This window comes from Paenibacillus sp. Y412MC10 (assembly GCF_000024685.1).
Classification (GTDB): Bacteria; Bacillota; Bacilli; order Paenibacillales; family Paenibacillaceae; genus Paenibacillus_AQ; species Paenibacillus_AQ lautus_A.
On the sequence record NC_013406.1, the window covers coordinates 1,616,948 to 1,640,779 of the forward strand.

The 23,832-nt window shown below is 53.2% G+C and carries 21 protein-coding genes; 16 read left to right on the forward strand and 5 right to left on the reverse strand.

Going from position 1 to position 23,832, the window contains the following annotated elements:
• The first annotated feature begins 81 nt into the window (after positions 1–81).
• The 12 genes from GYMC10_RS06775 to GYMC10_RS06825 all read left to right on the forward strand — a co-directional run bounded on the left by GYMC10_RS06775 (position 82) and on the right by GYMC10_RS06825 (position 16,513).
• A complete protein-coding gene (locus GYMC10_RS06775) occupies positions 82–1,092 on the forward strand; it encodes an ABC transporter permease (protein WP_085981266.1) in 1,011 nt (336 codons plus the stop codon).
• Position 1,093: 1 nt separating this feature from the next.
• Positions 1,094–1,930: an ABC transporter permease gene (locus tag GYMC10_RS06780; RefSeq protein WP_009591588.1), complete on the forward strand. Its 837-nt coding sequence runs from the start codon at positions 1,094–1,096 to the stop codon at positions 1,928–1,930.
• Positions 1,931–1,937: 7 nt separating this feature from the next.
• A complete protein-coding gene (locus GYMC10_RS06785; RefSeq protein ID WP_015733868.1) occupies positions 1,938–2,948 on the forward strand; it encodes an ABC transporter ATP-binding protein in 1,011 nt (336 codons plus the stop codon).
• The gene (locus tag GYMC10_RS06790) at positions 2,935–3,735 is read left to right on the forward strand and encodes an ABC transporter ATP-binding protein (RefSeq protein ID WP_015733869.1); all 801 of its coding nucleotides are present in this window, start codon (positions 2,935–2,937) and stop codon (positions 3,733–3,735) included. Before GYMC10_RS06785 ends, GYMC10_RS06790 begins: the two co-directional genes overlap by 14 nt.
• 407 nt (positions 3,736–4,142) lie before the next feature.
• Positions 4,143–6,575, forward strand: a complete 2,433-nt coding sequence (locus GYMC10_RS06795) for a PAS domain S-box protein (protein WP_015733870.1) — start codon at positions 4,143–4,145, stop codon at positions 6,573–6,575.
• 57 nt (positions 6,576–6,632) lie between these two features.
• Positions 6,633–7,301: a response regulator transcription factor gene (locus tag GYMC10_RS06800; protein ID WP_015733871.1), complete on the forward strand. Its 669-nt coding sequence runs from the start codon at positions 6,633–6,635 to the stop codon at positions 7,299–7,301.
• Positions 7,302–7,521: 220 nt separating this feature from the next.
• Complete coding sequence (locus GYMC10_RS32895) at positions 7,522–7,644, forward strand: hypothetical protein (protein WP_255250579.1); 123 nt, start codon at positions 7,522–7,524, stop codon at positions 7,642–7,644.
• 6 nt (positions 7,645–7,650) lie between these two features.
• Positions 7,651–9,639: a methyl-accepting chemotaxis protein gene (locus GYMC10_RS06805; RefSeq protein ID WP_015733872.1), complete on the forward strand. Its 1,989-nt coding sequence runs from the start codon at positions 7,651–7,653 to the stop codon at positions 9,637–9,639.
• Between the two features lie 156 nt (positions 9,640–9,795).
• Positions 9,796–10,713: an AraC family transcriptional regulator gene (locus tag GYMC10_RS06810; RefSeq protein WP_015733873.1), complete on the forward strand. Its 918-nt coding sequence runs from the start codon at positions 9,796–9,798 to the stop codon at positions 10,711–10,713.
• 107 nt (positions 10,714–10,820) lie between these two features.
• Positions 10,821–12,320, forward strand: a complete 1,500-nt coding sequence (locus GYMC10_RS06815) for an alpha-glucosidase/alpha-galactosidase (protein ID WP_015733874.1) — start codon at positions 10,821–10,823, stop codon at positions 12,318–12,320.
• A 291-nt stretch (positions 12,321–12,611) separates the two neighbouring features.
• Complete coding sequence (gene ald, locus GYMC10_RS06820) at positions 12,612–13,730, forward strand: alanine dehydrogenase (protein ID WP_015733875.1); 1,119 nt, start codon at positions 12,612–12,614, stop codon at positions 13,728–13,730.
• Positions 13,731–13,915: 185 nt separating this feature from the next.
• Positions 13,916–16,513, forward strand: a complete 2,598-nt coding sequence (locus GYMC10_RS06825) for a TPM domain-containing protein (protein ID WP_015733876.1) — start codon at positions 13,916–13,918, stop codon at positions 16,511–16,513.
• A 15-nt stretch (positions 16,514–16,528) separates the two neighbouring features.
• Here GYMC10_RS06825 and GYMC10_RS06830 read toward each other — a convergent pair whose 3' ends face one another.
• Positions 16,529–17,089, reverse strand: a complete 561-nt coding sequence (locus GYMC10_RS06830; protein WP_015733877.1) for a DUF1273 domain-containing protein — start codon at positions 17,087–17,089, stop codon at positions 16,529–16,531.
• Positions 17,090–17,214: 125 nt separating this feature from the next.
• On the opposite strand from GYMC10_RS06830, the gene GYMC10_RS06835 reads away from it, so the two are divergent.
• Positions 17,215–18,096, forward strand: a complete 882-nt coding sequence (locus tag GYMC10_RS06835) for a DUF6612 family protein (protein ID WP_015733878.1) — start codon at positions 17,215–17,217, stop codon at positions 18,094–18,096.
• 236 nt (positions 18,097–18,332) lie between these two features.
• Here the strand turns inward: GYMC10_RS06835 and GYMC10_RS06840 are convergent, their stop codons facing one another.
• Positions 18,333–19,304, reverse strand: a complete 972-nt coding sequence (locus GYMC10_RS06840) for a DUF4871 domain-containing protein (RefSeq protein ID WP_015733879.1) — start codon at positions 19,302–19,304, stop codon at positions 18,333–18,335.
• Positions 19,301–19,819, reverse strand: a complete 519-nt coding sequence (locus tag GYMC10_RS06845; protein WP_015733880.1) for an RNA polymerase sigma factor — start codon at positions 19,817–19,819, stop codon at positions 19,301–19,303. Before GYMC10_RS06845 ends, GYMC10_RS06840 begins: the two co-directional genes overlap by 4 nt.
• 154 nt (positions 19,820–19,973) lie before the next feature.
• Between GYMC10_RS06845 and GYMC10_RS06850 the strand changes: the two genes are divergently transcribed.
• Complete coding sequence (locus GYMC10_RS06850) at positions 19,974–20,477, forward strand: hypothetical protein (RefSeq protein WP_015733881.1); 504 nt, start codon at positions 19,974–19,976, stop codon at positions 20,475–20,477.
• A 41-nt stretch (positions 20,478–20,518) separates the two neighbouring features.
• Positions 20,519–21,034 carry a mismatch-specific DNA-glycosylase gene (locus GYMC10_RS06855; protein ID WP_015733882.1) on the forward strand — a complete coding sequence of 172 codons (516 nt, stop codon included), beginning with the start codon at positions 20,519–20,521 and terminating at the stop codon, positions 21,032–21,034.
• Between the two features lie 216 nt (positions 21,035–21,250).
• On the opposite strand, the gene GYMC10_RS06860 is transcribed toward GYMC10_RS06855, so the two are convergent.
• Positions 21,251–22,108: a 1,4-dihydroxy-6-naphthoate synthase gene (locus GYMC10_RS06860; protein WP_015733883.1), complete on the reverse strand. Its 858-nt coding sequence runs from the start codon at positions 22,106–22,108 to the stop codon at positions 21,251–21,253.
• On the reverse strand, positions 22,105–22,815 hold the full coding sequence (locus tag GYMC10_RS06865; protein WP_015733884.1) for a futalosine hydrolase: 711 nt from the start codon (positions 22,813–22,815) through the stop codon (positions 22,105–22,107). Before GYMC10_RS06865 ends, GYMC10_RS06860 begins: the two co-directional genes overlap by 4 nt.
• 189 nt (positions 22,816–23,004) lie before the next feature.
• Between GYMC10_RS06865 and GYMC10_RS06870 the strand changes: the two genes are divergently transcribed.
• Positions 23,005–23,595 carry a TetR/AcrR family transcriptional regulator gene (locus GYMC10_RS06870; protein WP_015733885.1) on the forward strand — a complete coding sequence of 197 codons (591 nt, stop codon included), beginning with the start codon at positions 23,005–23,007 and terminating at the stop codon, positions 23,593–23,595.
• The last annotated feature ends 237 nt before the right edge of the window (positions 23,596–23,832 follow it).

Consider the following 23,832-nt stretch of genomic DNA (forward strand, 5'->3'; position numbering starts at 1 on the left):
ACCTGTATTGGTGGATTAGCACCCCTGATATAGGTCTCTTTTCCACCAAATTCGAAGGTGCGATTCATGGGGGTGAGCTGCTTGAGTGTTTACGGAAAATATATCGTCAAGAAGTTCTTCTGGTATTTTCTGACGCTGGTAATCGCCGTTACGCTGAACTTTCTGTTGCCCCGGATGATTGAGGGGAATCCGGTCAGCATGATCGTGTCCGAGATGACGCAGGGGATGACCGACAGCGATACGATCAAGCGGGTCTATGAGACCTTTCTCGTGGAGTTCGGCATCGACAAGCCTTTATGGGAACAATTCTTCATCTATCTGAAAAATTTGGCGACCGGCAACCTGGGCACTTCGTTCGGGCTGTATCCGAAACCGGTCACGGAGATTTTGGCCTCGGCAGTGCCGTGGACGATCGGTCTCCAGCTTCCGGCCATCCTGGTTGGCTGGATCATCGGCAACGTGCTGGGCGCCGTTGCGGCATACCGCAAGGGCGTGTTCGATAAAGTGATTTTTCCGGTGGCTTTATTCGTGAATTCCATTCCGTTCTTCACGCTGGCCATCATCATGCTGTACGTGTTCGCGCTGTCCCTGAACTGGTTTCCGCTGCATGGCGGCTACGACTATCAGATGGTGCCGACGCTCAGCTTTGAATTCTTCGCTTCGGTGCTTCGGCATCACACGCTTCCGTTCCTGTCGATCGTGCTGGTGACCATCGGGGGTCAAGCCATCGGCATGCGCGAGATGTCCATCTATGAGCTCAATTCGGATTATGTGCTGTACAGCAAGCTGCTCGGGATACGGGATTCCAAGATCGCGAAATATGTATTCCGGAACGCCATGCTGCCCCAGATAACGGGACTGGCGTTATCCATCGGCACGATGGTAGGCGGCTCTCTGATTTGCGAGATCGTATTCAGTTATCCGGGGATCGGAACCTGGATGTTCACGGCGATCCGTCAGCTCGATTATCCGTTAATTTCGGGCTGCACCCTCTTGATCGCCCTGGCTGTGCTGCTGGCCAACTTTACGATCGACTTAATCTACGGCTGGATCGATCCGAGAATCAAGGCCGCTCAGATGGAGGATCAATAATATGAACAGTTCCTTTCGCATATTGATCAAATCGCCAAAGTTTATGTTCGGAGCCTGCATGCTGCTGGCCATGATCGGCATGGTGCTGATCTACCCGCTCTTTAACCGCAATGACCCGCTGGAAATGATCGCGCTGGCATATCAACCGCCGGACTCGAAGCTGCTGCTGGGGTCGGATAACTTCGGCAGGGATTTATTTCTTGAATTGATCTACGGCATTCGGACCTCCCTGCAGGTGGGGCTGATTGCCGGGGTATTTGCTACCGTTATCGGCCTTGTGATCGGTTTAGCCTCAGGTTATATCGGAGGCATGATCGATAATCTGCTGACCGCGATCACCAACATTTTCATCGTGATTCCTTCCTTTGTCATCCTGATTTTGATCTCGGTCAGCATCGATTCGCGCAGCTCGTTTGTCACGGCGGTCATCATCGGCATCACCAGCTGGCCCTGGACGGCCAGGGCCGTAAGGGCGCAAACCTCCTCATTGCGAAACCGGGATCACGTGAACATCGCCAAAATATCCGGGTACAGCACGCCGCGCATCATTGTCTCGGAGATTTTGCCGTACATCGCCTCTTATGTCGTGATGGCTTTCGTGCTGCAGACGGCATCGGGCATTCTCTCCGAGGCTTCCATCTCGATGCTGGGACTCGGCCCTTACAACACGATTTCCCTCGGCATCATCATGAATTGGGCGCTCGTCTTCGAAGCGCCGGTTGCCGGGGCCTGGTGGGCCTTTATCCCGGCGGCGATTTCCATCGCCATCATCACCTTTTCCTTGTACATGATGAACACCGGCATGGATGAAATATTCAATCCGAAGATTAGGAGCTGATGGGGCCTTGAGCACAAATATACTGGAAGTTAACGAATTGAAAACCTTTTACCGTACCCGGCTGAAGGAGCATGTATATGCCGTAGACGGCGTGAGCTTCTCGCTCGAGAAGGGGAAGACGCTTGGCATTGCCGGCGAATCGGGCTGCGGCAAATCGACCCTTGCCCTCAGCCTGATGGGATTCTATTTTCCGCCGCTGCATTTCGGCAGCGGCTCGATTGTCATCAACGGCACGGACATTATGAAGCTCGGCAAGGAACAGCTTCGTTCCCGGGTGTCGGGAAGAGAGATATCGTATATTCCGCAAGCGGCCATGAATGCCCTGAATCCTACGCTCAAAATCATTCGATTCATCGAGGATATCATGAAGGAGCACCGCCCCGAGCTCAACAAGAAGCAGGTGTGGGATATGGCGGCGGAGCGGTTCGAGACCTTGAATTTGTCGACCAAGGTGCTGAACTCTTACCCGAACGAGCTGTCGGGGGGCATGAAGCAGAGAACGGTCATCGCGATTTCCACCATTCTGAATCCGAAAGTGCTGATTGCGGACGAACCGACCTCGGCGCTGGACGTAACCTCGCAGAAAGCGGTGATCAAGCTGCTAAAGAGCCTGCTGGACCGCGGCTTTATCCAATCCCTTGTCTTCATCACGCACGAGCTGCCGCTGCTCTATCATGTAACGGATGACATCATCGTCATGTATGCGGGGGAAATCGTGGAGCGGGGAACCGCGGAGCAAATGATATTTGACCCGATCCATCCGTATACGAAAAAGCTGATGGGCTCCATCATCGTGCCCGAGGAGGGCATGAAGGGCCATAAGCTTGCCGCCATTCCGGGGACCCCGCCCAATCTGAAGAACGTGCCGGAGGGCTGCCGGTTCGCCGACCGCTGCTCCTATGTGCAGGATGCCTGCCGGAAGGGCAAGATAACGAGCCGGACCGTGGGAGATCGAATCTATCGGTGCATCGTGGAGCCTGATGTGCTTAAGGAGTGGTATGCGAATGAAGGGGAATGACGTACTGATTCGGGGAGAGCACCTCACGAAGGTGTTCGGATACGGGAAGCAGAAGACAACCGCCGTGGAGGATGTCAGCTTTACCTTTCATGAAGGCGAAATCATATCGATTGTCGGCGAGAGCGGAAGCGGCAAGACAACGCTGGCAAAAATGATCATGGGCTTGCTGAAAGAGAGCAGCGGGACGATTGAATATATGGGCAAGCCGAGACGGCTGAAGCGGCATGGGGACCGCAAGCGCTATTGGAAGAACATTCAGGCGATTTTCCAGGACCCGTTCTCTTCGTTCAACCTGTTCTACAAAGTGGAGAAGCTGCTGCTCGACTGCATTAAGCTGCAGGGAGATAAACTGACGGCGGAGGAGCAATTCCGCAAGATGAAGGAAGCCTGTTCCTTCGTCAATCTAAAATTCGAAGAGCTGCACAATAAATATCCGTTCGAATTGTCCGGCGGGCAGATGCAGCGCCTGATGATCGCCCGGATTTTCATGCTTCATCCGAAGCTGCTTATTGCGGATGAACCGACCTCCATGGTCGATGCGTGCTCGCGGTCCACGATCCTTGATATGCTCTTGAAGCTGCGGGATGAGAACAACATGACAATTATATTTATTACCCATGACGTAGGGCTTGCTTATTATGTAAGCGATACGCTGTATATTATGGAACAGGGGAAAGTCGTGGAGCGCGGACCGGCGGAAGAGGTTATCCTGAACCCGCAGCATCCGTATACGCAGCAGCTGATATCGGATGTGCCCAAGATCCATTCCGAGTGGGATTTGGCATAAGGCCGTTAGCTATGGAACGCTTATGGAAAGCTCGAAGCGAGAAACCGCTTCGAGCTTTTATTTTGGCAAGAGACAAGGAACGGGAGTATCTCCACAGGTTTACCCTCCTGAACACGCAATAAAACTCCCTTTGATACGTAGTCTGTCATCTTGGCACGTACGTCGATCGACCATTTTCACTTAGGGCATGCACTTGCATAGGACCGCTGGCGCTTCGTGTATTTTCGCAGATATGACACTCAGAAACGTGACATAAAATTTCTTAGTCCCTGATCTTCGCATTTGTGAAGGATCTGCCGATAAATGATATGGCTGCCATTGGGTTCGTCCCGCAGCCTGCATTCGGCATAACGCAAAGCCCCTGACGTGGCTTGCGTGTATGCTTCATAAGGAGACTATCAAACATCATGCACAGCTACTTCTTGGGGGCAACCGTTTTGGTGTTGGCCGCCATGACGATTCTTTTCTTGATTATCTTATACAGATGTGGTTATCAGCGGAAGTTAAGCCATCGGGCCTTGGACATGGCCGAGAGCAGGTTCCGCATGCTTGACGATATGCTGCTTACGCTGGATGTCGGGATTTGGTCATACGATGTCGGCACCAGGACCATACGAAATACATCCTTGGCTTTTCATAAAATCACGGGTTATTCGCATCGCGATTTCTCGGACGGGCTCTCCTGGGAAACGATGATTCATCCCGAGGATATGGCGCTGTTCCGAACCTTGGTTGACAAGCTTCGGCAAGGCGAGGCGGTCCATACCGAATACCGCATCCTCCACGCGGAGGGCGACGTACGCTGGGTTCAGGTGAAAATGATTCCGACGATGAATGAGTCCGGGCAAATCGTCCGTACCGATGGCATTGCCATTGACATCACCACCCGATTCCGCATGGAAGAGGCGCTGTATGATATGGCGGAATGCAAGAAGATGGAGCAGGCGCTCAAGGAAAGCATGAACCGGTATCGCCGCCTCGTGGAATTATCGCCTATTGCTATCGCGGTGTGCAAAGAACGCAAGCTGATGTACGTGAATCCCGCCGGACTTCGGATCCTTGGAGCCGCTGGACCCGACAAGATCCTGGGCACCGATCCTTGGGACTGGGTGTTTGATCCCTATGAGGAGTGGGCACGCAAACGGCTTACGCAGCTGATTCGCAGCAGGCGGGTCGTGCCCGAGGAGTTATCCATAAAGCGGGTGGACGGAGAGCGGGTCGATGTCGTGGCGACGGCCCTGTATGACGAGGAATCGGACGCCATTGAAATTTTCTTCGAGGATATTACCGCCCGTAAATCAGCGGAAAGGGCTCTGATGGAGAGCGACCGTATCAACCGCCACATTCTGGATATCGCACCGGTCGCGATGTTCCTGCACTCCGATTTTTCTTACATTTATGCCAATCCCGCTGGCTTATCCTTATTGGGAATTACGGACATCGCGCAATTGGACGGCACCTCCTTCCAGGACGTGATTCCTTCCGACCAGCTCGAGTTCGTGGCGTCTGAGGTTGAACATGTGTACAAAAGCGGGACTACCTCCGAGCTCGCGGGAAATAAGCTGGTCCGGCTGGATGGAATGATCATCGATATCGAGGCCATCACGACGCCGATCCCTTATATAGGCGATAATACGGCGCTTACCATTATTCGGGATGTAACGGAACAGAAGCAGGCCGAACGCGAGCGGATTGCGGCAGAGCGGCTTGTCCGGGAGAGCGAGGACCGGTATTTCAGGCTTCAGATGAGCCTGGATCAATTCTCCTCGGATCTGTTCGGGATGGTGAAGATCAGCGAATTGAACGCCCGGATCGTGCAGGAGATCAGGAAAGTGCTGGGAACGGACCGGGTGAGCCTGATCCGGATCAACCACCACAGCCTGCATATCAAGATTCAAGGCGGCAGCAAAGAGCTGCCGCAAAGGGTGCTTCACTCGATCCATAAATGCGGCCCCGAGCATATTCCGCTTTGCAAGCTGTTTGAGACGTGCGACGGATATTTCGTCAAGATCGGGGAGATGAACGGGGACAGCAGTATCGTCTGCATCGCAGGCGAGGCTCCGCTGCTCATGATTCAGGCCAAGAAAATATGGCTGGAGACGATTACCCGCTATGCAAGCGTCCTGTACGATAATTTTCGCGTGATTGAGGACTTGACGAGGGAGCTGGAGAAGCTGGGATCCTCACAGCAGATCATGCCCCTTTGGCTGCTGCGGCTGATGCTGCATCTCTCCGAGAATGAGCGGAAGCGACTGTCCCAGGATCTTCACGATGCCGCGCTCCAGGAACAGATTATCTGGTACAGGAAATTGAATCAGATTACATCGGATCTTGATCTGCCGGAACATCTGCGTCCACAGCTGGAGGAGATTGAGCAGGGGCTTCTGGATGTCATTTATCAGATCCGAATCACTTGCAATGAGCTTCGCCCACCGCTGCTGAAGGAAGAGGGGCTGGAACGTTCGCTTGAGGCATTGTTTGAATTCACCCAGCTCCGCACCAATTACTCCATACAGTTCGACTGCTCGAACTTCGTTGATGATATCAGTGACGACCATTTGATTGGGTTGTACAGGATCGTTCAGGAGCTGCTGGCGAATGCCACGAAGCATTCCAATGCGACGGAGGTAAAGCTTCGTTTGTCCACCCAGTCGGATGAGGTCAATCTGAGTTATGAAGATAACGGAGTCGGAATCGATCCCAGCCAGAAGCCGGATCAATTCAACAGTATGGGAATCGGCGGCATGAAGGAAAGGGTGAGAAGCATGAACGGCAAAATCCAGTTCGACTCATCGGAGAGCGGGGGGCTGGCTGTCTATATATCGATAACGGCAAAGTAAGCATGAATACCGGCAAAGCAGCAAACAAGATACCAGACTAAAGGAGTCATGAGGGTTATGAAGATCGATATTTTATTGGTGGATGACCATCCCTCGGTGATGGAGGGAACCAAGGTGCTGCTCGAACAGGAAAAGGATATGTTCGTAAAGCTTGCGAATACGCCGGAGCGCGCGCTGGAACTGGTCCATACGGAGCGCTTTGACGTGATGCTGATCGATATGCATATGCCGGGGATGAACGGAATCGATTTGGCCAAGCAGATCCTCCGGATCGCTCCGAACGCGGTGATGCTGATCTATACGGGCTTTGAAGTCAGCAATCATTTTAACTTGATCATGGAGGCGGGACTGGCTGGTTTTGTCTCGAAGACGTCAGGCAAAGAGCAGCTGGTGACGGCTGTTCGATGTGCGCTGCGAGGCGAAGTGGTTCTTCCGTTGACACTTGTGAAGCAGCTCCGCCGCGTGACCGCGAATGGCCCGGAACGGACGGCGGGTGCGCCGGCAGCCCAGTCTATAACCGATAAAGAATACAGCATTCTCAAGGAAATCGCTCGGGGAAAGAGCAATAAGGAAATTGCGGGCACCGTCATCATGAGCCAGCGTTCACTGGAGTACTGCTTAACCAACCTGTTTCAAAAGTTGAATGTGAAGTCACGCATAGAAGCGGCACTGAAAGCGAAGCAAATGGGGATTCTGTCGGATTCCGATTTTGTTCAGATAAGCTGATAAACTCGGTCTTTTTTCTATAAGTTCAGACGATATCCAAAGCATGTTTCGACATGACTCCGATTCATTTCGTGAAGATTCGACAATAAACCGCAAGGCATCCCGCAAAATTCTTGCGTGAGCACGCAACAGAATTTCGGTTACGAACGGTAAGCAAGTGTATATGCTTATGTTACTGGATGGATATAGTCTGTAAGTAGGAAGGGTGGTAACTTGCGGCATGACAAAGGACCTATTTGAATATGGCGTCGATGATCTCTTGTCACGGGAAGAGATTGAGGAAGTTTTGGCGCAGCTTGAAGAAGAGTGGAATGAATTTAACAGCCGGAAGAAGCGAGGGTGACTCATAATGAAACGATGGAAATCTCTGTTTGCGATGAAACTTCAAAGTCGCATGCTGCTTATTATTTTGGGAGCAATCACGATATTTTTAGGCAGCATGATGACCTATATCAGCATGACGACAACGGAAGAAGCTCTCGATTCGGCGAAGACGCTTGCAGTGACGACGAGTGAGAAGATCGGCGCGCTGGTCCAGGCCGAACTTGACGATGTCATGAACTCTGCACGTACTTTGGCCGTAAGCTTCGTTGGCATGAAAGAGACCGGCACAACGAATCGTCAAGCCATTAATGAAATATTGAGAAGAAACCTGGAGGATAATCCGTCCTGGAAAGGAATCTGGACGTTATGGGAGCCGGATGCTTTCGACGGCCGGGATAACGATTACCGAAACAAACTCGGCAGCGACCATTCGGGACGCATGATGTCCTACTGGGCAAGGACGGAAGCGGGTCTGGAGCGTTCGATTATAGAGGATTACGAGCAGGAAGGGGAAGGCGACTTCTATCTTCTGGCGAAGAACAGCGGCAAAGAGATCATTATGGATCCGTACGAGTTCAAAGTAGGCAACGAGGATGTCATGATGACGTCGCTCGTCGTGCCGATTATCGATAACGGCAAGACCGTCGGCGTGGTGGGCGTCGATGTATCCCTCGCACATCTGCAAAGCGTCATGGAGCAATTCCGGTTATTTGATACGGGGTATGCGCATATTTATTCGAATACCGGCGTGATCGTAACGTCGCCGGAGGACGGATTGATGGGACAGAAGCTGGAAGAAGCATATCCTGGCAAGACGGTTCCCCTCATACTGGATGCCATTCGGGAAGGGGCTGTCTATACCGAGGAAGACTCCGCGCTGTATAAGCTGTATACGCCGATTAAGACCGGATTGACCGAAACGCCATGGTCGGCCGCCATCATTATACCGATGGGGGAGATTACGGCAAATTCGGATGCTTTGATCATCTCCATCATAGCGGCAGGCGTGATTACCTTGGCTGCCTTGGCGGCCATCGTGATCCTGTTAACGAGATCCATCGTGAAACCGCTGGGCGTTTCCGTAGCGATCGGCGAATCCATGTCCAAGGGAGACTTCACGCAGGAGGTACCCGCGGATTATCTTCGCAGGGCGGATGAAATCGGAACGCTGTCCCGGGTATTCGCTCAGCTGCTGGAGAGCATGAGGGAAATGATCGGCAAAGTGAATATGAATGCATCCTCGGTTGCCGCCGCTTCGCAGCAGCTGTCGGCCGGTGCCGAGGAGCTTGCGGTGGGCAGCAGCAGCCAAGCTGAATCCGTGCAAACGGTCAGCGAATTGTTCCAGGAATGGTCCAATGCCATCAATTCCGTTGCAAGCGATGCATCGGCAGCGTCCGAGCTCGTGAACCAGACTTCCGGGATTGCAGCGGAAGGCAGCGGAATCGTCCAGCAGTCGGTGGAAGGCATGAATCGGATACGCGAGCATGTTGCCAAGCTAGAGACAGACTCCCAGCGTATCGGCGAAATCATCGAGGTAATCGACGATATCGCCAAGCAGACGAATCTGCTTGCGCTCAACGCCACGATCGAGGCTGCACGCGCAGGGGATCAAGGGAGAGGGTTCGCCGTGGTGGCGGATGAGGTGCGCAAACTAGCCGAACGAAGCGGCGGAGCCACGAAGCAGATTGCCGACATTATCAAAGGCATGCAGAAGAATACGGCCGATAGCGTGGAGGCGGTGCATCAGGGCGTCATCCATACGGAAAAAGCGGGCGAAGCCTTTGCTCATATTACAAGCATGGTGAATGAGTCGGCAGGCAAAGTCATGGATATTGCCGCCGCCAGCGAGGAGCAGGCGGCCCAGGCTGCAGAAGTGGCGACGGCTATCGAGACGATCTCTTCTTCCACGGAGGAAACGGCGGCTACAAGCGAGGAATCCGCTGCAACGGCACAATCGCTTGCCGAGCTTGCCAAAGAGTTGAACCATACCGTCTCCGCTTTCAAAATCTCGTAGCACCACTGCTATAATGATGATAAGCTTGGCCTAAGGGCCAGGCTTTTTTATATGCGCGTACCGTGGTCACCGAGTTCTGTAAGTTTGTGGCGTCGATGGGCGTTTTTTATAAACCGAATGCTGTTCTGCTTATGACAAAGGGGAGGAGGAGTGGTTGTGAACGGCAGCTTGTTTCAGCAAATGCTGGAAGAGGGGGATTATGTCCCGCGCTTTTATGCCTATTATTATAAACAGTGGATGAATTATGAAATGCCCTACCATCAGCATGATTCAACCGAAATCATGTATATGATTTCCGGAGTATGCCGGATTGACGTGAAGGCAGGCGATACGGAGAAGAGCGTCATTTTGAAGAAAGGAGAGTTCATGGTGCTGGATGCCGGTGTTCCGCATCGGTTAATCGTGGATCAGGCCGCCTCATGCCGAATGCTGAACGTGGAATTCGGTTTTATGGAAAGTGAAGGGATGGCGCCATCTTTAAGGCATATCGTCGGAGAAGAAGAAGAGGTATCTTTTCTCTTAAAGCGGCCGTTCCGCTATTTGGTGCTGGCTGATCAGGAGGAGGTATATCCGGTGCTGAAAAGCCTTGTGCTTGAGCTTGATCAGAGAGGTACCGACGGCAGGATGATGACGCATGCGCTGTTTATACAGCTGCTGGTATGCATCGCCCGTTTGTATGAAGAAAGAGAACGCAGCGACATGCAGCAGAGCGATTTCTATATTAAACGAAGCGTCGATTATTTACATCAGAATTATGACCGCCAGATTCAGGTGAAGGACGTAGCCGCGGAAGTGAATCTGCATCCCGGTTATTTGCATCGGGTATTCCGCAGAGGGACAGGCAGGACGATAACCGAGTACCTGACAACGATCCGAATGGAAAAGGCCAAGATGCTGCTGGAGCAGACGGATATCCCCATCCATGAAATATCGGATTATGTGGGTGTGGGCAGCAGGCAGTATTTTCATATGTTATTCAAGAAGTATACGGGCAGCACGCCGGTGGAATATCGTCTTCGGAAAGACCGGAATGCCTGGAACTACGGTGAAGACGATGTCGACGATAAGAAGTGAGGATTTTTGACTCCGAAGGGTCCAAGAGGTCATGATTTTGATAACGCTTACCGCCCCTCCATTGCTACAATGGGTACAATCTAATTAGTAGCTTAGGAGAGGATAAAATGTCATTTAAGGTTGCTTTTATCGGAGCGGGAAGCATCGGCTTTACCCGGGGGATTCTGCGCGATTTGCTGACCGTACCGGAGTTCCGGGATATCGAGGTCGCTTTCACCGACATCAGCCGGCATAACTTGGAGATGGTCACGGAATTATGTCAGCGGGACATTAATGAGAACGGGCTGTCGATTGCGATCCAGTCCACCACGGATCGAAGGCAGGCACTGCAGGATGCCAAATACGTCATTTGCACCATCCGCGTGGGCGGTCTGGAGGCATTCCGCACGGATGTGGACATTCCGCTGAAATACGGCATCGATCAGTGCGTGGGCGACACGCTCTGCGCAGGAGGCATCATGTACGGCCAGCGGGGAATCCCCGAGATGCTGAACATCTGCCGGGATATTCGCGAGGTGTGCGCGCCCGATGTCCTGCTGCTGAATTACTCGAATCCGATGGCCATGCTGACATGGGCATGCAATCGGTATGGAGGCGTGCGGACGGTGGGTTTATGCCATGGCGTGCAGCATGGGCACCACCAGATTGCCGAGGTTTACGGTTTAAAGAAACAGGACGTCGATATTGTCTGTGCCGGAATCAATCATCAGACTTGGTATATTCAAGCTTCGCATCAAGGCAAAGACTTGACGGCCGGGCTGCTGGAGGCGTTCGAGCGCCATCCCGAATACAGCAGGACGGAGAAGGTCCGCATCGATATGCTCCGGCGTTTCGGATATTACAGCACCGAATCCAACGGCCATCTAAGCGAATACGTGCCTTGGTACCGTAAACGGCCGGAGGAAATTACGGAGTGGATTGATCTCAGCAGCTGGATCAACGGAGAGACGGGCGGGTATTTGCGAGTTTGCACCGAGGGGCGCAACTGGTTCGAGACCGATTTCCCGAACTGGATGAAGGATCCGGCAATGGAATTCAAGCCGGAGCACCGGGGAGAGGAGCACGGCTCCTACATCATTGAAGGCTTGGAGACCGGCAGGGTATACCGTGGACACTTTAATGTGGTGAATGAAGGCATTATCGCCAACCTGCCGGAGGATGCCGTCATCGAGGCACCGGGATACGTTGACCGCAATGGCATTTCCATGCCGCTTGTCGGGAATTTGCCTCTTGGCCCGGCTGCCGTATGCAGCGTAAGCATATCCGTTCAACGGCTGGCGGTTGAAGCGGCGGTTCATGGAGATGACAAGCTGCTTCGGCAGGCGTTTATGATGGATCCGCTGGTCGGTGCGGTATGCAATCCGAAGGAAATCTGGCAGCTGGTCGATGAAATGCTGGTAGCCGGTGAAGCATGGCTTCCTCAGTATTCGGCTTCGATCGCCGAGGCGAAGGAACGTCTGGCGGCCGGCAATCTGATCCCGACCCGCTCGTATGAAGGCGCAGCCAGACTCAAGGTGAAAACGGTGGAGGAGATGCAGCTCGATCGGGAGAAAGCGAATAAAAACGCAGGTGAATCCGATAAAGGGAAAGATCGCGAAAAAGTGTAAGCAGATTGCACATCAGCGAAGGCAATCAGAGATTACAAGGCAAGTCTTTCATGTATACGCAAGTATGGTATCACTTCTGGCAGAGGATGGTATAACGGACAAAAATCCGTTATAATCCGTCTGCCGGGAGTGATTTTTTGTATGCCGTTCCTCTTGTCCCGGCATATACTACGGATATATAGATGAAAATTCGGATGGACAATCCCTGACCTTAGACAGGTACACAGTTTGGGTAAAAATGGGTACAATGCAATTAGATAGGCAAAGCTGACCACGAAGGAGGCCATGGGAATGATTATTGGGGTTCCCAAAGAAATCAAAAATAACGAAAACCGCGTAGGCATGACGCCGGGTACCGTTATCAGTTTCAGGAATGCCGGGCATGAAGTGCTTGTCCAATCCGGAGCCGGTCTGGGTATCGGTTTTACCGATGAAGATTATGAGGCGGCCGGAGCCAAAGTGGTTGCAACGGCTGCGGAGGCTTGGAAAGCCGAGATGGTGGTGAAGGTAAAGGAACCCCTGCAGGAGGAATATGACTACTTCCAGGAGGAAATGATTCTATACACTTACCTGCACCTGGCCCCCGAACCGGAGCTGACCAAAGCGCTGGTGGACCGCAAGGTGAGCGCCGTTGCTTATGAAACGATACAGCTGGCGGATGGCAGCTTGCCGCTGCTGACCCCGATGAGCGAGGTGGCGGGAAGAATGTCCATTCAGATCGGGGCGCATTTCCTGGAGAAGGCGCATGGCGGCAAAGGCGTGCTGCTAAGCGGCGTCCCGGGGGTTGCTCCGGGCAAGGTCGCCGTCATCGGGGGCGGCATCGTCGGCACCAATGCGGCACGAATTGCGCTGGGACTCGGTGCGGACGTCAGCATTCTTGATATTAATCCCGTCCGGCTTCGTCAGCTGGATGATCTCTTTCAAGGGCGGGTCAAAACGATCATGTCCGATCCGTATCACATTGCGGAAACGGTTAAGGCCGCCGATCTCGTCGTGGGTGCGGTGTTGATTCCCGGCGCCCGGGCTCCTCGCCTCGTCACGGAAGAGATGGTGAAAGAGATGAGCCCGGGATCGGTCATCGTGGACGTGGCGATTGATCAAGGAGGCTCGATCGAGACGATCGACCGGATCACCACCCATGATCATCCGACCTATGAAAAACATGGCGTCATCCACTATGCCGTTGCCAATATGCCGGGCGCCGTAGCCCGTACCTCCACCATGGCATTGACCAATGTAACGGCACCCTACGGGTTGAAAATAGCAAGCAACGGAATCCGGTCTGCCGCCCGCCACGACAAGGCGCTGGCCAAGGGCATCAATGTCATCGGAGGCAAAGTGACCTATGAAGCCGTGGCGGCAGCTCATGGTTATGCGCATACCAGCATTGACGACTATCTGCTGGCATAGAAAAAACATAAAAAGAGCCATTTTTCAAAAATTTGACACGATACCGAGGTATATTGCGTAAACCTTGGGGATGAACGATTTAGCCAGCGTGAGCAAAGTTGAGAGATGGCTTTTTATGTTGGCCTGGATATCCGATATATATAGAAAGGTCTTTGGTTTGTAGCGAATGGGGGAGAGGGCTTGAAATGAAACGTATGCGATGGTTGATTGTCATGCTGGTTCTGATCATAGGGACCGGCACATCGGTATGGGCTGCGGGTATTCCGTCCAAACAAGGGCTGGTGCGAGATACGGCCGGCTTGTTTGATTCGTCGCAGCGGCAGTATTTGAGTAAAATCGCCAAAGGGGAGAAGATCCGTGTCTTTGTATTGACGGTTCCGGGTTTGGAAGGTCAAAGTCCGACGGATTATGCCAATGCAGCGTACGATGCCTGGAATTTGGGCACGGCGGATGTTTTGCTGCTGATCTCTTCGGGAGACCGGAGCGTGGAATTCAATTTTAACAATCCGCGGCTGCAGCAAGCCATCGACGAATGGAGCAGGAGTAAGGGGAAGGGTACCGGCAGTTCCGCCATAACCGCCATGCTGGACGCTTATTTCATACCGCATGCGAAGGAGGGAAGTTTCTCGAAGGCCAGCGCGAGCATGATCCACCAGGTCCATCGCCTGGCAGCTCTGCCCGCCGGTGAAGATCCCGTTCAGGGAGATGATCATAAGGCCGAGGCGGTATCACCGGCAACCGAGAACAAGGGGAGCGTCAAATCCACGGATGAAACAACCCGGTCAACGTCCACGGCAGATACCGCCGCCCCTCTGAAGATCGAGTTTCCGAAGCTCCCATGGATCGAAATGGTTGCTGGGGGATTGGGAATCACGCTGATCTTTATGTTGATCAGGGGTTACCTTAAAAAGCGCAAACTGTCCATGATTTCGGAGCAGTTCGCTGAATTGCTGGTCAAATGCAACGCAAGTCTCGAGAAGGTAGGCGCCTATCAGGGGATTGCTCAAGGCAAGACAGGCAGAGCGGTGCAGGAAATCGCAGATCGTTTGTCCGAGTTTATGGTGGCTGCCGCAGAGAGTAAAACCGAGCTGCAGGAGACCCGGATTTTCATCCTGCGTTATTCTTCCATGGATGAAGCCATCCAGCGGTTTTCGAAAATCGCCGATCGGCTGGAGCATGGGATCAAGGCCGAAGATAACCGGATTACCGTCATCGAGCATGCCGATAAAACGGCGAAAGGGAGAACCACGGAGCTGCACGCGGATTACACGGTGCTTAAGCAAACCCTTGACCGGACAGCAGCCGATACGGGATATCCCTTTCCGATCTTGTACCAAGAGCTTGAAGGGATGGAACAAGATATTCAGCGCGCCGTCGAGCTTCAGCTGTTTGACCCGCTGGAGGCGCAGGAGGTTCTAAAGGCAGCCGAGCAGAAGCACTCCATGAGCAAGAGCAACATCGAAGACGTGGCTGTTTATGTTAAGGAAGCTCATGAATTTTCGGATCAGTCGGCGGCTATTCGCGCCGAGATTGTTAAGATCATAGAAACCCACCAGTTGTATCGGATCAAGGTCCGGCCTTTTGAGCGGCTGGATGATGCCCGGGAGCAGATGAACCAACTGGAAAATTATCTCCGCCAAGGGAATATGGGGGAAGTTCGCAAGTCTTCGGAACGTGCGCACGCTATGCTGAAAGAGGCGCTGGGCATGACTAGACGGCAGGCGGAGCTGAGAAGGCAGAATCGAAACGATCTGGATCGGTTGTATGGGCAAATACAACAATTTCATAACGAAAGCTCCGTGCTGCAATCGATGCTGAATCATTGCAGAAGCCAGTATGTACCGAGACATTGGCAAAGCTGGGAGCAGGCTTTGGCGAAGGAATCGCAGGAGGTCCGAATGGCGGACGGTAAACTTCCGGAGGCCGAACGCTTGACGCACGACGAGGTGCAGGAGTTCGAAGAGGCGAGCGAGATCATTGAGAACGAATCGATGACGATGGCCCGCGTGCTGCAATGGGTACGGGAAATGAAGGAAACGCTTGAAGGCCTGGATGATCGGCTGCAAGCTGTACGCCGTGAATTGGCAGCAGCTCAAGAAGTGTTTGTCAGTCAGCAGAAGACCCTGCAGATTCATAACGTAGTCACGAGCAACCACTCGCTTCTGTTAGGGCTGCCTGATTCATTTTGGAGAAATGTACAGACCGTGGGCGATGCGCTCTCATCCCCGTTGTATGATCTGGATTATCTGGAGAGCGCAGCGAGGAGCTGTACCCAAGATGCCGAGCATTTTGCCTACGGGGTCCAAGACATTGTACGTCAGAAGGAGGAAGCCGAACGACTATCCGTTCATATCGAGCAGCGTTTCAAACAAGTTTCGCGGAGGGCCAGCAGGGGATTCAAGAAAAATTACAAGTCTTATCGGCTTCGAGTCGAGCAGTTGTTTGAGCAGGGGATGTATGCGGAAGCCTCGCATGAACTGTTGAATATCGCGGAATATATCGATCGGGTAGAAAGGGAGATTCGCCATCAGGAAATGCTGGAGCAGCAGCGCAGGGCGGCCCAGCAGCTCCAAAGAGCGGCCGATCAAGCGAGAAGAGCCGCGGCGGACGCCCGCAAAGCGGCAGCGCAGAACAGCAGCCGGTCATCGGGCTCCAGCTGGGGAAGCTCCTCCGGTTCCTCGCATTCCTCGGGCGGTTCCGGCTGGGGGGATTCGTCATCCGGAAATTCGTCCGGCGGATCAAGCTGGGACAATAACAATTCCTCCGGTGGATCGAAGTGGTAACCGGAGGGAGCCGACCTAGTAATCATCCTGCGACATGCTCTCTTCGTCGGCAACCGCTTGTATTTCCTCGGAACCGATGCTGATGAAGCGGTAGCCGTCCGCGGCCTGCTTCTTTAGCGCGCGTTCTTTGATGAACCTGGGACTGGCTTCCCCGCCGTCTTCGTCATACACGAGCAGAATGCCATCGGTTTTGCGGAGGAGCAAATCGTCTCTGGCCGTGAACTGCCATGGCCCCTGGTAGGGACTCTTGCTGACCGGCGCGTAGAAGTCTACCCCCTTCATGACCTCCTGAAAATAAGCTTTCTTATCATCGTTCCATTGTTCTTCGGGATTCTGGTACGCCGTCAAAATGGAGCATTTCAGGTGAGGGTATTGGGACTTTAGTTCTATTGTCGCCTCAATGGCCCACAGGTCCACGCCGTATTGGCCGGGGGTGATTACCCACTGGAGGCCTTCTTCCAGAAGGGGAACCAGACGATTGGCGATCGCTTTGCGTATATAAGGAATGCCTTGATGTTTGTTATTGTAAATACCGAGCTCATGGGCTCGATATCCGGTAATCAGAATGTTTTCCAATCGAGCACGCCTCCTGAACAGAATTAGGTCTAGTGTACCTTTTTCGGAAATTTTGATCAACGGATGTTACAAATCGTATAGAATGGGTAAGTAATCCGGAATACATATTTTAGGAGGAAATTCGATTGAAGAAGTGGACAGCAGTATTACTAGGGGCAATTTTGGTAATGAGCATGACAGCATGCGGCAAAGACAACAAAGCAGCAGATGATGCCGCAGCAACACCGCCTGCAGCGGAACAAGGGACGACGACTCCGGCAGAGACGCCGCCGGCTAAAGAAGAGCCGAAGGAGGAGGCTTTGCCGACCGCTGACGAGCTTCTTCAAAAATCGGCCGAAGCTTCGAAAAACTTGAAGAGCTTTGCCATGAAAGCCGATGTCAAGCAGCACATCGTTGTTGAAGGCGCAGAGAAACAGGAGCAAAACGTTGATATGTCGCTCGATTCGGAGCTTACGCTCGAGCCGGTGGAGATGATGCAGAACGTCGTGATGGATTCGCCGGAAGGCAAGGTCGAGATGAAGCAGTATATAACGGAAGACGGCATCTACATGCTCATGGATGGTCAATGGATGCAGGTTCCGAAGGAATCGGAGCAGGAGATCCGCGACAGCCTGGATCCGAGCAGTGCGAGTCCTGAGCAGCAGGTAGAGCAATTCAAGACCCTCGCTAAGGACTTCAAAGTAACGGAGGACGGAGACGCATACGTCCTGACGGCGGATGTCTCCGGCGACAATCTGAAGGAGCTTGCCAAGTCTATGATGAGCCAAGCGGGCAACGATCCGCAGATGGAAGCCATGATGGACCAAATGGATATCAAGAGCATTCATATTACTTATGGCGTGCAGAAGGAATCTTACCTGCCTGTAACAACGGATTTGGACATGGTGATGGCAATGGAAGCCGAGGGTCAGAAGGTATCCTTGGATATGAAAATGAAGAGCGAATACTCCAAGCATAACGAAATCAGCAAAATCGAAGTGCCGAAGGAAGCATTGGAAGCGAAATAATGCATCTCGGCTGATGGAACAAGATGAATATGAACCGTCATATTCCTCTTGAAAAAGGCTGCACCGGTTCTCCGTAGATGTTCTACGGACCGGGGCAGCCTTATTTAATGGAATTCGTTTCATCTCAACGGCAGGGTCAAGGCAGCGGTTTCCTCCATGATTGCACGAAGAGGCTTGCCATGAGGCGTGCTTGTGTTAACGGTCTGCGGCTCATGTATCTTGCGACATCGCCAAATTTAAGGTTTAGCAACTTCGACTATGACGCTGCCGAACAATTGACCGTCGATCGAGACCATAATGCGCCAAAGTCCCGGGGAAGGAAGTGACATGGAGGTGGGTATGGCTGCATCGGCACCGTTTAAGGGGGAAGGCCTTAAACCGGCAACCTTAAATACATCAATGATCTCGGACGAATTTTGTTTCACCGCGGTAATGACCAGATCCCCCGTTAATTCTTCGTCACGACCCCAGAAATGCCACATGTATTTGTTCGGCTTGCCAGCGATAAGGTCTGGATATATAAAGCCCAAGCGCCCTTCGACGCCGCTCATGGCATAACTGCCGGACACGAAGTTCGGGCTCGGCTCCCAGCTGCTATCCGGCACATCAATAACGATATCGCCGTATTTCTCATGATCCACCATTACGTCGAAACGCCATAAACCGGAAAGCGGCAGTGCGAAACGGGAAGAAACTCGTGTCAAGTCATTGTAAGCCATATCGGAGGTAATCTTTGTCTCGGCAAGCTCCTGGATGGTAGTTCCCGTATCCCGGTGAACGGCGGATATGCTGATCGTTTTCCCTTCAAGCTCTTGAATCGGGGTTAATAAATTCCACCAGGCTCCGGCCGGAGAGCCCGCGGCAGCTTCCCCGCCCGGAAAAACCTGAAGTTTATCCACGCCATCCACCGTGTATACGCTTCGGGGAGTCCACTTGGCAGCGTATCCCCAGCCCTGGATGGGGATCATCCGTTGAAGCGCAGGGGACTCGCGCCATCCCCATACCGCCGCTATGAGAAGCAGCGCCAATACGCCCGCGGTCATGCTGATAAGACGCGCTGGAGCTCTTCGTCGTTTACGGCTTATGGCGCCGGTTGCGGCGCTCTGCGATACATCGGATTTCATCTTCGCGGTGAACATCGGCTCGTTGAACGGAGGGGAAGCAAGCTCCTGCATCCAATCCGGCTGCGGCTCTTGTTCGGTTTTCATGGGATATCCGCTCCTTTCAACATCGTTTCCATCCGGGCGCGCGCCCGGTGCAGTCTGGACTTGATCGTTCCTTCGGATAGGTCGAGCAGCTGGGCCATTTCTTTTCGCGGCAGCTGATAGTGGAATTCCAGGATCAGCACTTCCCGGTATTTGGGCGGCAGCTCCATCACGCATTTCCAGATCTGCGAGACGGCCGCAGCATCCATGAACTCTTTTTCCGCGGAAGGCTCGGTCTGCTTGGAGGTGATCCAGCCGGTTAAAGACACCCTTGTCATGAAGGAGGATTTGAGATAGTTCAGGGAAAGATTGCGGGTGATGGTTAACAGCCACGTTCTGACCGAGCTTCGGCCCTCAAAATCATTCCAGTGCTTATAAGCCCTAAGGAACACGTCCTGACTGATATCGTCCGCCGCATCTTTGCGTTTCGTTAAGAAGAACGCATAGTTCCACACGTCCTGGCCGAAGGACTCCATCCAGCCGCTCAGCAGCGTGCTTGGATCATTCACGGCCACCATAGATTTAAGGGTCTCCAATAGCATCACCTCGAATATTAGACAATCGAAACATGGATCGGTTCCCGAATTTCCCGCAAAAATTTGAAACAATTTAACCTGCAAATCGTTGTATGAATAACAGGGATGCAGGAAATCGAGGAAGGGGAGCAGGGGCATGCATTTGTATTTTAAGGATAACTTTTTTAGCTCGGGGATAACAGATATTATGGATAGGGAAGGCCGCGTAATAGGAAGCTTGGACTTGAAGAGCGCTTTCGGCTCCTCGCTGGACGTGTATAACGCCGGGGGAGAGGCCGTATGCAGCGGCTCGTTCCGATTCTTCTCGAACAAATGGAATATCACGGGCGGCAATGGGGAAGAACTGGGTCTGCTGCGCATGCGGATGAGTTTCTTTACGAAAAAATTCGAATACGATGCGGGGGAGCGTGGCGTGTATGAGATCACTTCGCCTGCCTTTTCCAATGAATATGAAATAACGGATGAGACCGGAAGGGTCATCGCCCAATTTTCCCGCATTAGCGGCTGGCTCCAAGCCGGAGCCTATCAGCTGCAGAATGAGAGCGATGTTCTCGATGACTGGGAGCTCGTTGCCGTCGTGATGGGCATTCACCAAATACGCAAACGCAACAACAGCGCCGCCGCTTCGAGCTCTCATTAAACTTAAGGGAACCCAGATTAGATGATGAGGAGGAATCAAGCTTGGACGAAGTCAGCGATCATCTGGATTATGGATTAACCCTTGTATTTATCGGCTTTAACCCGAGTCTGCGATCGGGCGAAGTGGGGCACCATTACGCAAACCCGCGCAACAATTTTTGGAGGATCCTGCATAAGTCCGGTTTGACTCCACGCTTATATGAAGCCGCAGAGGACGGGGAATTGCTTAAACTGGGTTATGGATTCACCAATATTGTAGCCAGGCCCACCCGGGGCGCGGAAGACATTACCCGCGAAGAGTATAGGCTCGGAAGAGAGACGCTGCGGAAGAAGCTGGAGGAATACAGACCGGAGGTTGCCTGTTTTGTCGGCAAGGGCGTGTATACCGAATACAGCGGCAAGGCCAAGGCGGACTGGGGAATCCAGCCGGACTCCGTCGTAGACGGAGTCCGTGAGTTTGTAGCTCCATCGTCCAGCGGGCTGGTGAGGATGCCCATGGATGAAATAATCGGAATTTACAGGCAGCTGCATGATTGGATATCGAGGAACGAGTTCTGATTTGGAAAGTTCGGATGAAACGATTTGCAGGCAGGAAAAAGAGGAACGCCAAAAGAGAAGCCGGACACGGTTGGTCGGGCTCAGGGGCGTTCCTCTATTTTTAGAGAAATACAGTGTTGACTTCGGAGGGAACCCCCTCCTACTCTCCCAAGAAAAACTTCCGCTGCATGCAGTCGGTCTTTCGAGAGAATATGTCGTTAGATGGTTATCTTCCGGCTATTCCGGACGTTTCAGCAGCGCGGGATCGATCCGCGGCACGAGCCCTTCATCGGCTGCGCGGTTCAGCAGGGCGGAAATTGCTGCATAGCCGTCTTCGCCCAGCTCTGCGGTAAATGGATTGACATATAAGTCAATGTGGGCATCGGCGACGTCCGGGTCCATTTCCTGTGCGTGCCGGAGGACATAATCCCGGGATTCCCCGGGATGTTCCCAGGCGTATTCGACCGAGGAGCGGATCCAGCTCGAGATGCTGGCCAGATCCAGCGACCTGCGGGCCACGATCGCTCCCAGCGGGATCGGCAGATTCGTATCGGATTCCCACCAGCTGCCGAGATCGGTCATCAGCTTCAATCCGTAGGACGTGTACGTGAATCGCGCTTCGTGAATGACCAGCCCGGCATCGATGGCACCGTCGCGGACAGCCGGCATGATCTGGTCAAACGGCATCACTACGATTTCGCCGAGTCCCCCGGGTACGTTTTGGGCGGCCCACAGGCGAAACAACAGATAAGCCGTGGAGCGCTCGCTCGGAACGGCTACTCGCCGGCCGGAAAGCGCTGCCGGACTGTCCGGGGTCTTTCCGTCGGTCAGCTTGTCCGCCGTCAGAACGAGAGGCCCGCAACCGCGGCCGAGCGCTCCCCCGCAGGGCAGCAGGGCGTATTCATCCAGCACCCAGGGCAGTGCGGCATAGGATATTTTCAAGATGTCATGTTCCCGATCCGCGGCCGCCCAATGATTGGTGATATCGATATCCGCATAGGATACATCAAGCTCGGGAGCACCGGGAATAAGACCGTGAACCCAGGCATGAAATACAAATGTGTCGTTGGGGCAAGGGGAAAAAGCGATTTTCATCGTAGCACCTCCGGTAGTAATGAACTTGCTGTCTCAAGCGCCTGCAGCGCCTCCTTGATCTTCCATGCGCCGCGGTCCCGCGGACCGACCTGATTGGATATGGTACGGATCTCAAGCACGGGTACCCCGGCTGCAGCGGCAGCGGTGGCTACGCCGAACCCTTCCATCGCTTCGGCGCAGGCGTTCGGCACCCGGCGGAGAAGGCTGGCGGCCGTCGCCGCCGTTCCCGTCGTGGTGGATACGGTCAGCACGGGACCAAGGGTCACGGCTGCGCCGGCATCCTCCAAGGCCTCGACAAGCTTGCCGGCAGCGGCAGCATCGACCGGAATCCGATCCGTTCCGAAGCCGAGCTCCTGAACGCTGCTGAAGCCGTCTTCGGTTTCGGATCCGAGATCCGCCGCAAGGATGAGGTCCGCAATGACGATGGAGCCAACCTCAGCTTGACCGGCAAAACCTCCGGCGATGCCTGCGCTGACAACGAAATCGTAGGAGGTTTGCATCAACTGTCGGGCAGTCGCGGCCGCCGTTGCCGCCGGACCGACTCCTCCCGCGATAACCTCGAATCCGGACGCATTCTTTAGGCCGCGCAACACGGCATCTTTTTCGGCATCAACCGCCGTGACGATAAGCACGCGCTTGGAGGAATGCGGAGCCGAGCTATATGACTCGATTGTATCTACCGAGTTGGATTGGGTATGTTCCTGCATGTGAGTTATCTCCTTTTTGGCTGAAACGTTAAGCATCTCATCCCTTTTACGTTATAACGTTCCGGTGGCGATGTAAAGTCTTCGGTTCAGGCGGGACACTTTATGTGTAGCAGCAACTTTCCGATATAGAGTATAATGAAGGGTAACTAGCATACATACATCATGGGTAGATTCGGAGGTTGGATAGCTTTGCGGAAGAAGGGTGCGAACGGACAAGAAAGCCGGGCAAGACTACTGATTGTTGCCGCCAATGAATTTGCGAAGACAGGATACCATCAGACCAAGATCAGCACCATCGTTTCCCGGGCAGGATTGACGCAGCCGTCATTCTATTTGTATTTTGAGAGCAAAGAGGCGATTTTCAGGGAGCTGATGGAGAAATTTCGTTCGGAGCTTAAAGGCCTGATCGAGGGAAGCCGGTTGGAGAGCGGAATCGATGAGGCTCATGTGACCGGGCGTTTGCTTGGCGTGCTTACGGGGTTGTTCACGTTTCTTGGCAAGGACCCGGATTTGACGCAAATCGGTTTTTTCATCGGGGATGATTCCGCCATCGTAAAGGCTGAAATGGCAGCCATGATCGAGCAAAATCTGAAGGGAGAGCAGCAGGACGGGTACTTTGACCGTGATTCCGACATGCACATCGTTGCGGAGTGCCTGGTCGGCGTCATCGAAAGGCTGACCTCCCAGCAGCTGCTGACAGGCAAGCGGACTCCTGAGGATCTTGCGCGTCACGTGGTTAGTTTATTTATGCACGGCATTAGCATCTATCCGGCTAAGTGAGCAGTACGGGCAACCCAAGCCTCGTTCATGCAGGAACGAAATGCAGATGCTTGAAATCATAGAAACAGGCTGTGAACATGGTTAAGGGGAACCTGGAACAGCCTGTTTTTTGCTGCTGTACGTTGCCAAATTCTAGCAAGCGTTTGATCTTTTTCAGAGAATTGCAGTATATTCATTATACGATATGTAACCGGTTGCAACTGGTGGATGGCACACGAAGGATCAAGAATCGGGGGA

Bases quoted from the DNA above. Each gene is read 5' to 3' on its own strand.
- GYMC10_RS06840 (WP_015733879.1), bottom strand. From the start codon at position 19,304: ATGAAAACCGAACAAGAGCCGCAGCCGGATTGGATGCAGGAGCTTGCT.
- GYMC10_RS06865 (WP_015733884.1), bottom strand. From the start codon at position 22,815: ATGCAGGAACATACCCAATCCAACTCGGTAGATACAATCGAGTCATAT.
- GYMC10_RS06825 (WP_015733876.1), top strand. From the start codon at position 13,916: ATGAAACGTATGCGATGGTTGATTGTCATGCTGGTTCTGATCATAGGG.
- ald (WP_015733875.1), top strand. From the start codon at position 12,612: ATGATTATTGGGGTTCCCAAAGAAATCAAAAATAACGAAAACCGCGTA.
- GYMC10_RS06815 (WP_015733874.1), top strand. From the start codon at position 10,821: ATGTCATTTAAGGTTGCTTTTATCGGAGCGGGAAGCATCGGCTTTACC.
- GYMC10_RS06800 (WP_015733871.1), top strand. From the start codon at position 6,633: ATGAAGATCGATATTTTATTGGTGGATGACCATCCCTCGGTGATGGAG.
- GYMC10_RS06795 (WP_015733870.1), top strand. From the start codon at position 4,143: ATGCACAGCTACTTCTTGGGGGCAACCGTTTTGGTGTTGGCCGCCATG.
- GYMC10_RS06850 (WP_015733881.1), top strand. From the start codon at position 19,974: ATGCATTTGTATTTTAAGGATAACTTTTTTAGCTCGGGGATAACAGAT.
- GYMC10_RS06845 (WP_015733880.1), bottom strand. From the start codon at position 19,819: ATGGTGGCCGTGAATGATCCAAGCACGCTGCTGAGCGGCTGGATGGAG.
- GYMC10_RS32895 (WP_255250579.1), top strand. From the start codon at position 7,522: ATGACAAAGGACCTATTTGAATATGGCGTCGATGATCTCTTGTCACGG.
- GYMC10_RS06790 (WP_015733869.1), top strand. From the start codon at position 2,935: ATGAAGGGGAATGACGTACTGATTCGGGGAGAGCACCTCACGAAGGTG.
- GYMC10_RS06805 (WP_015733872.1), top strand. From the start codon at position 7,651: ATGAAACGATGGAAATCTCTGTTTGCGATGAAACTTCAAAGTCGCATG.
- GYMC10_RS06780 (WP_009591588.1), top strand. From the start codon at position 1,094: ATGAACAGTTCCTTTCGCATATTGATCAAATCGCCAAAGTTTATGTTC.
- GYMC10_RS06860 (WP_015733883.1), bottom strand. From the start codon at position 22,108: ATGAAAATCGCTTTTTCCCCTTGCCCCAACGACACATTTGTATTTCAT.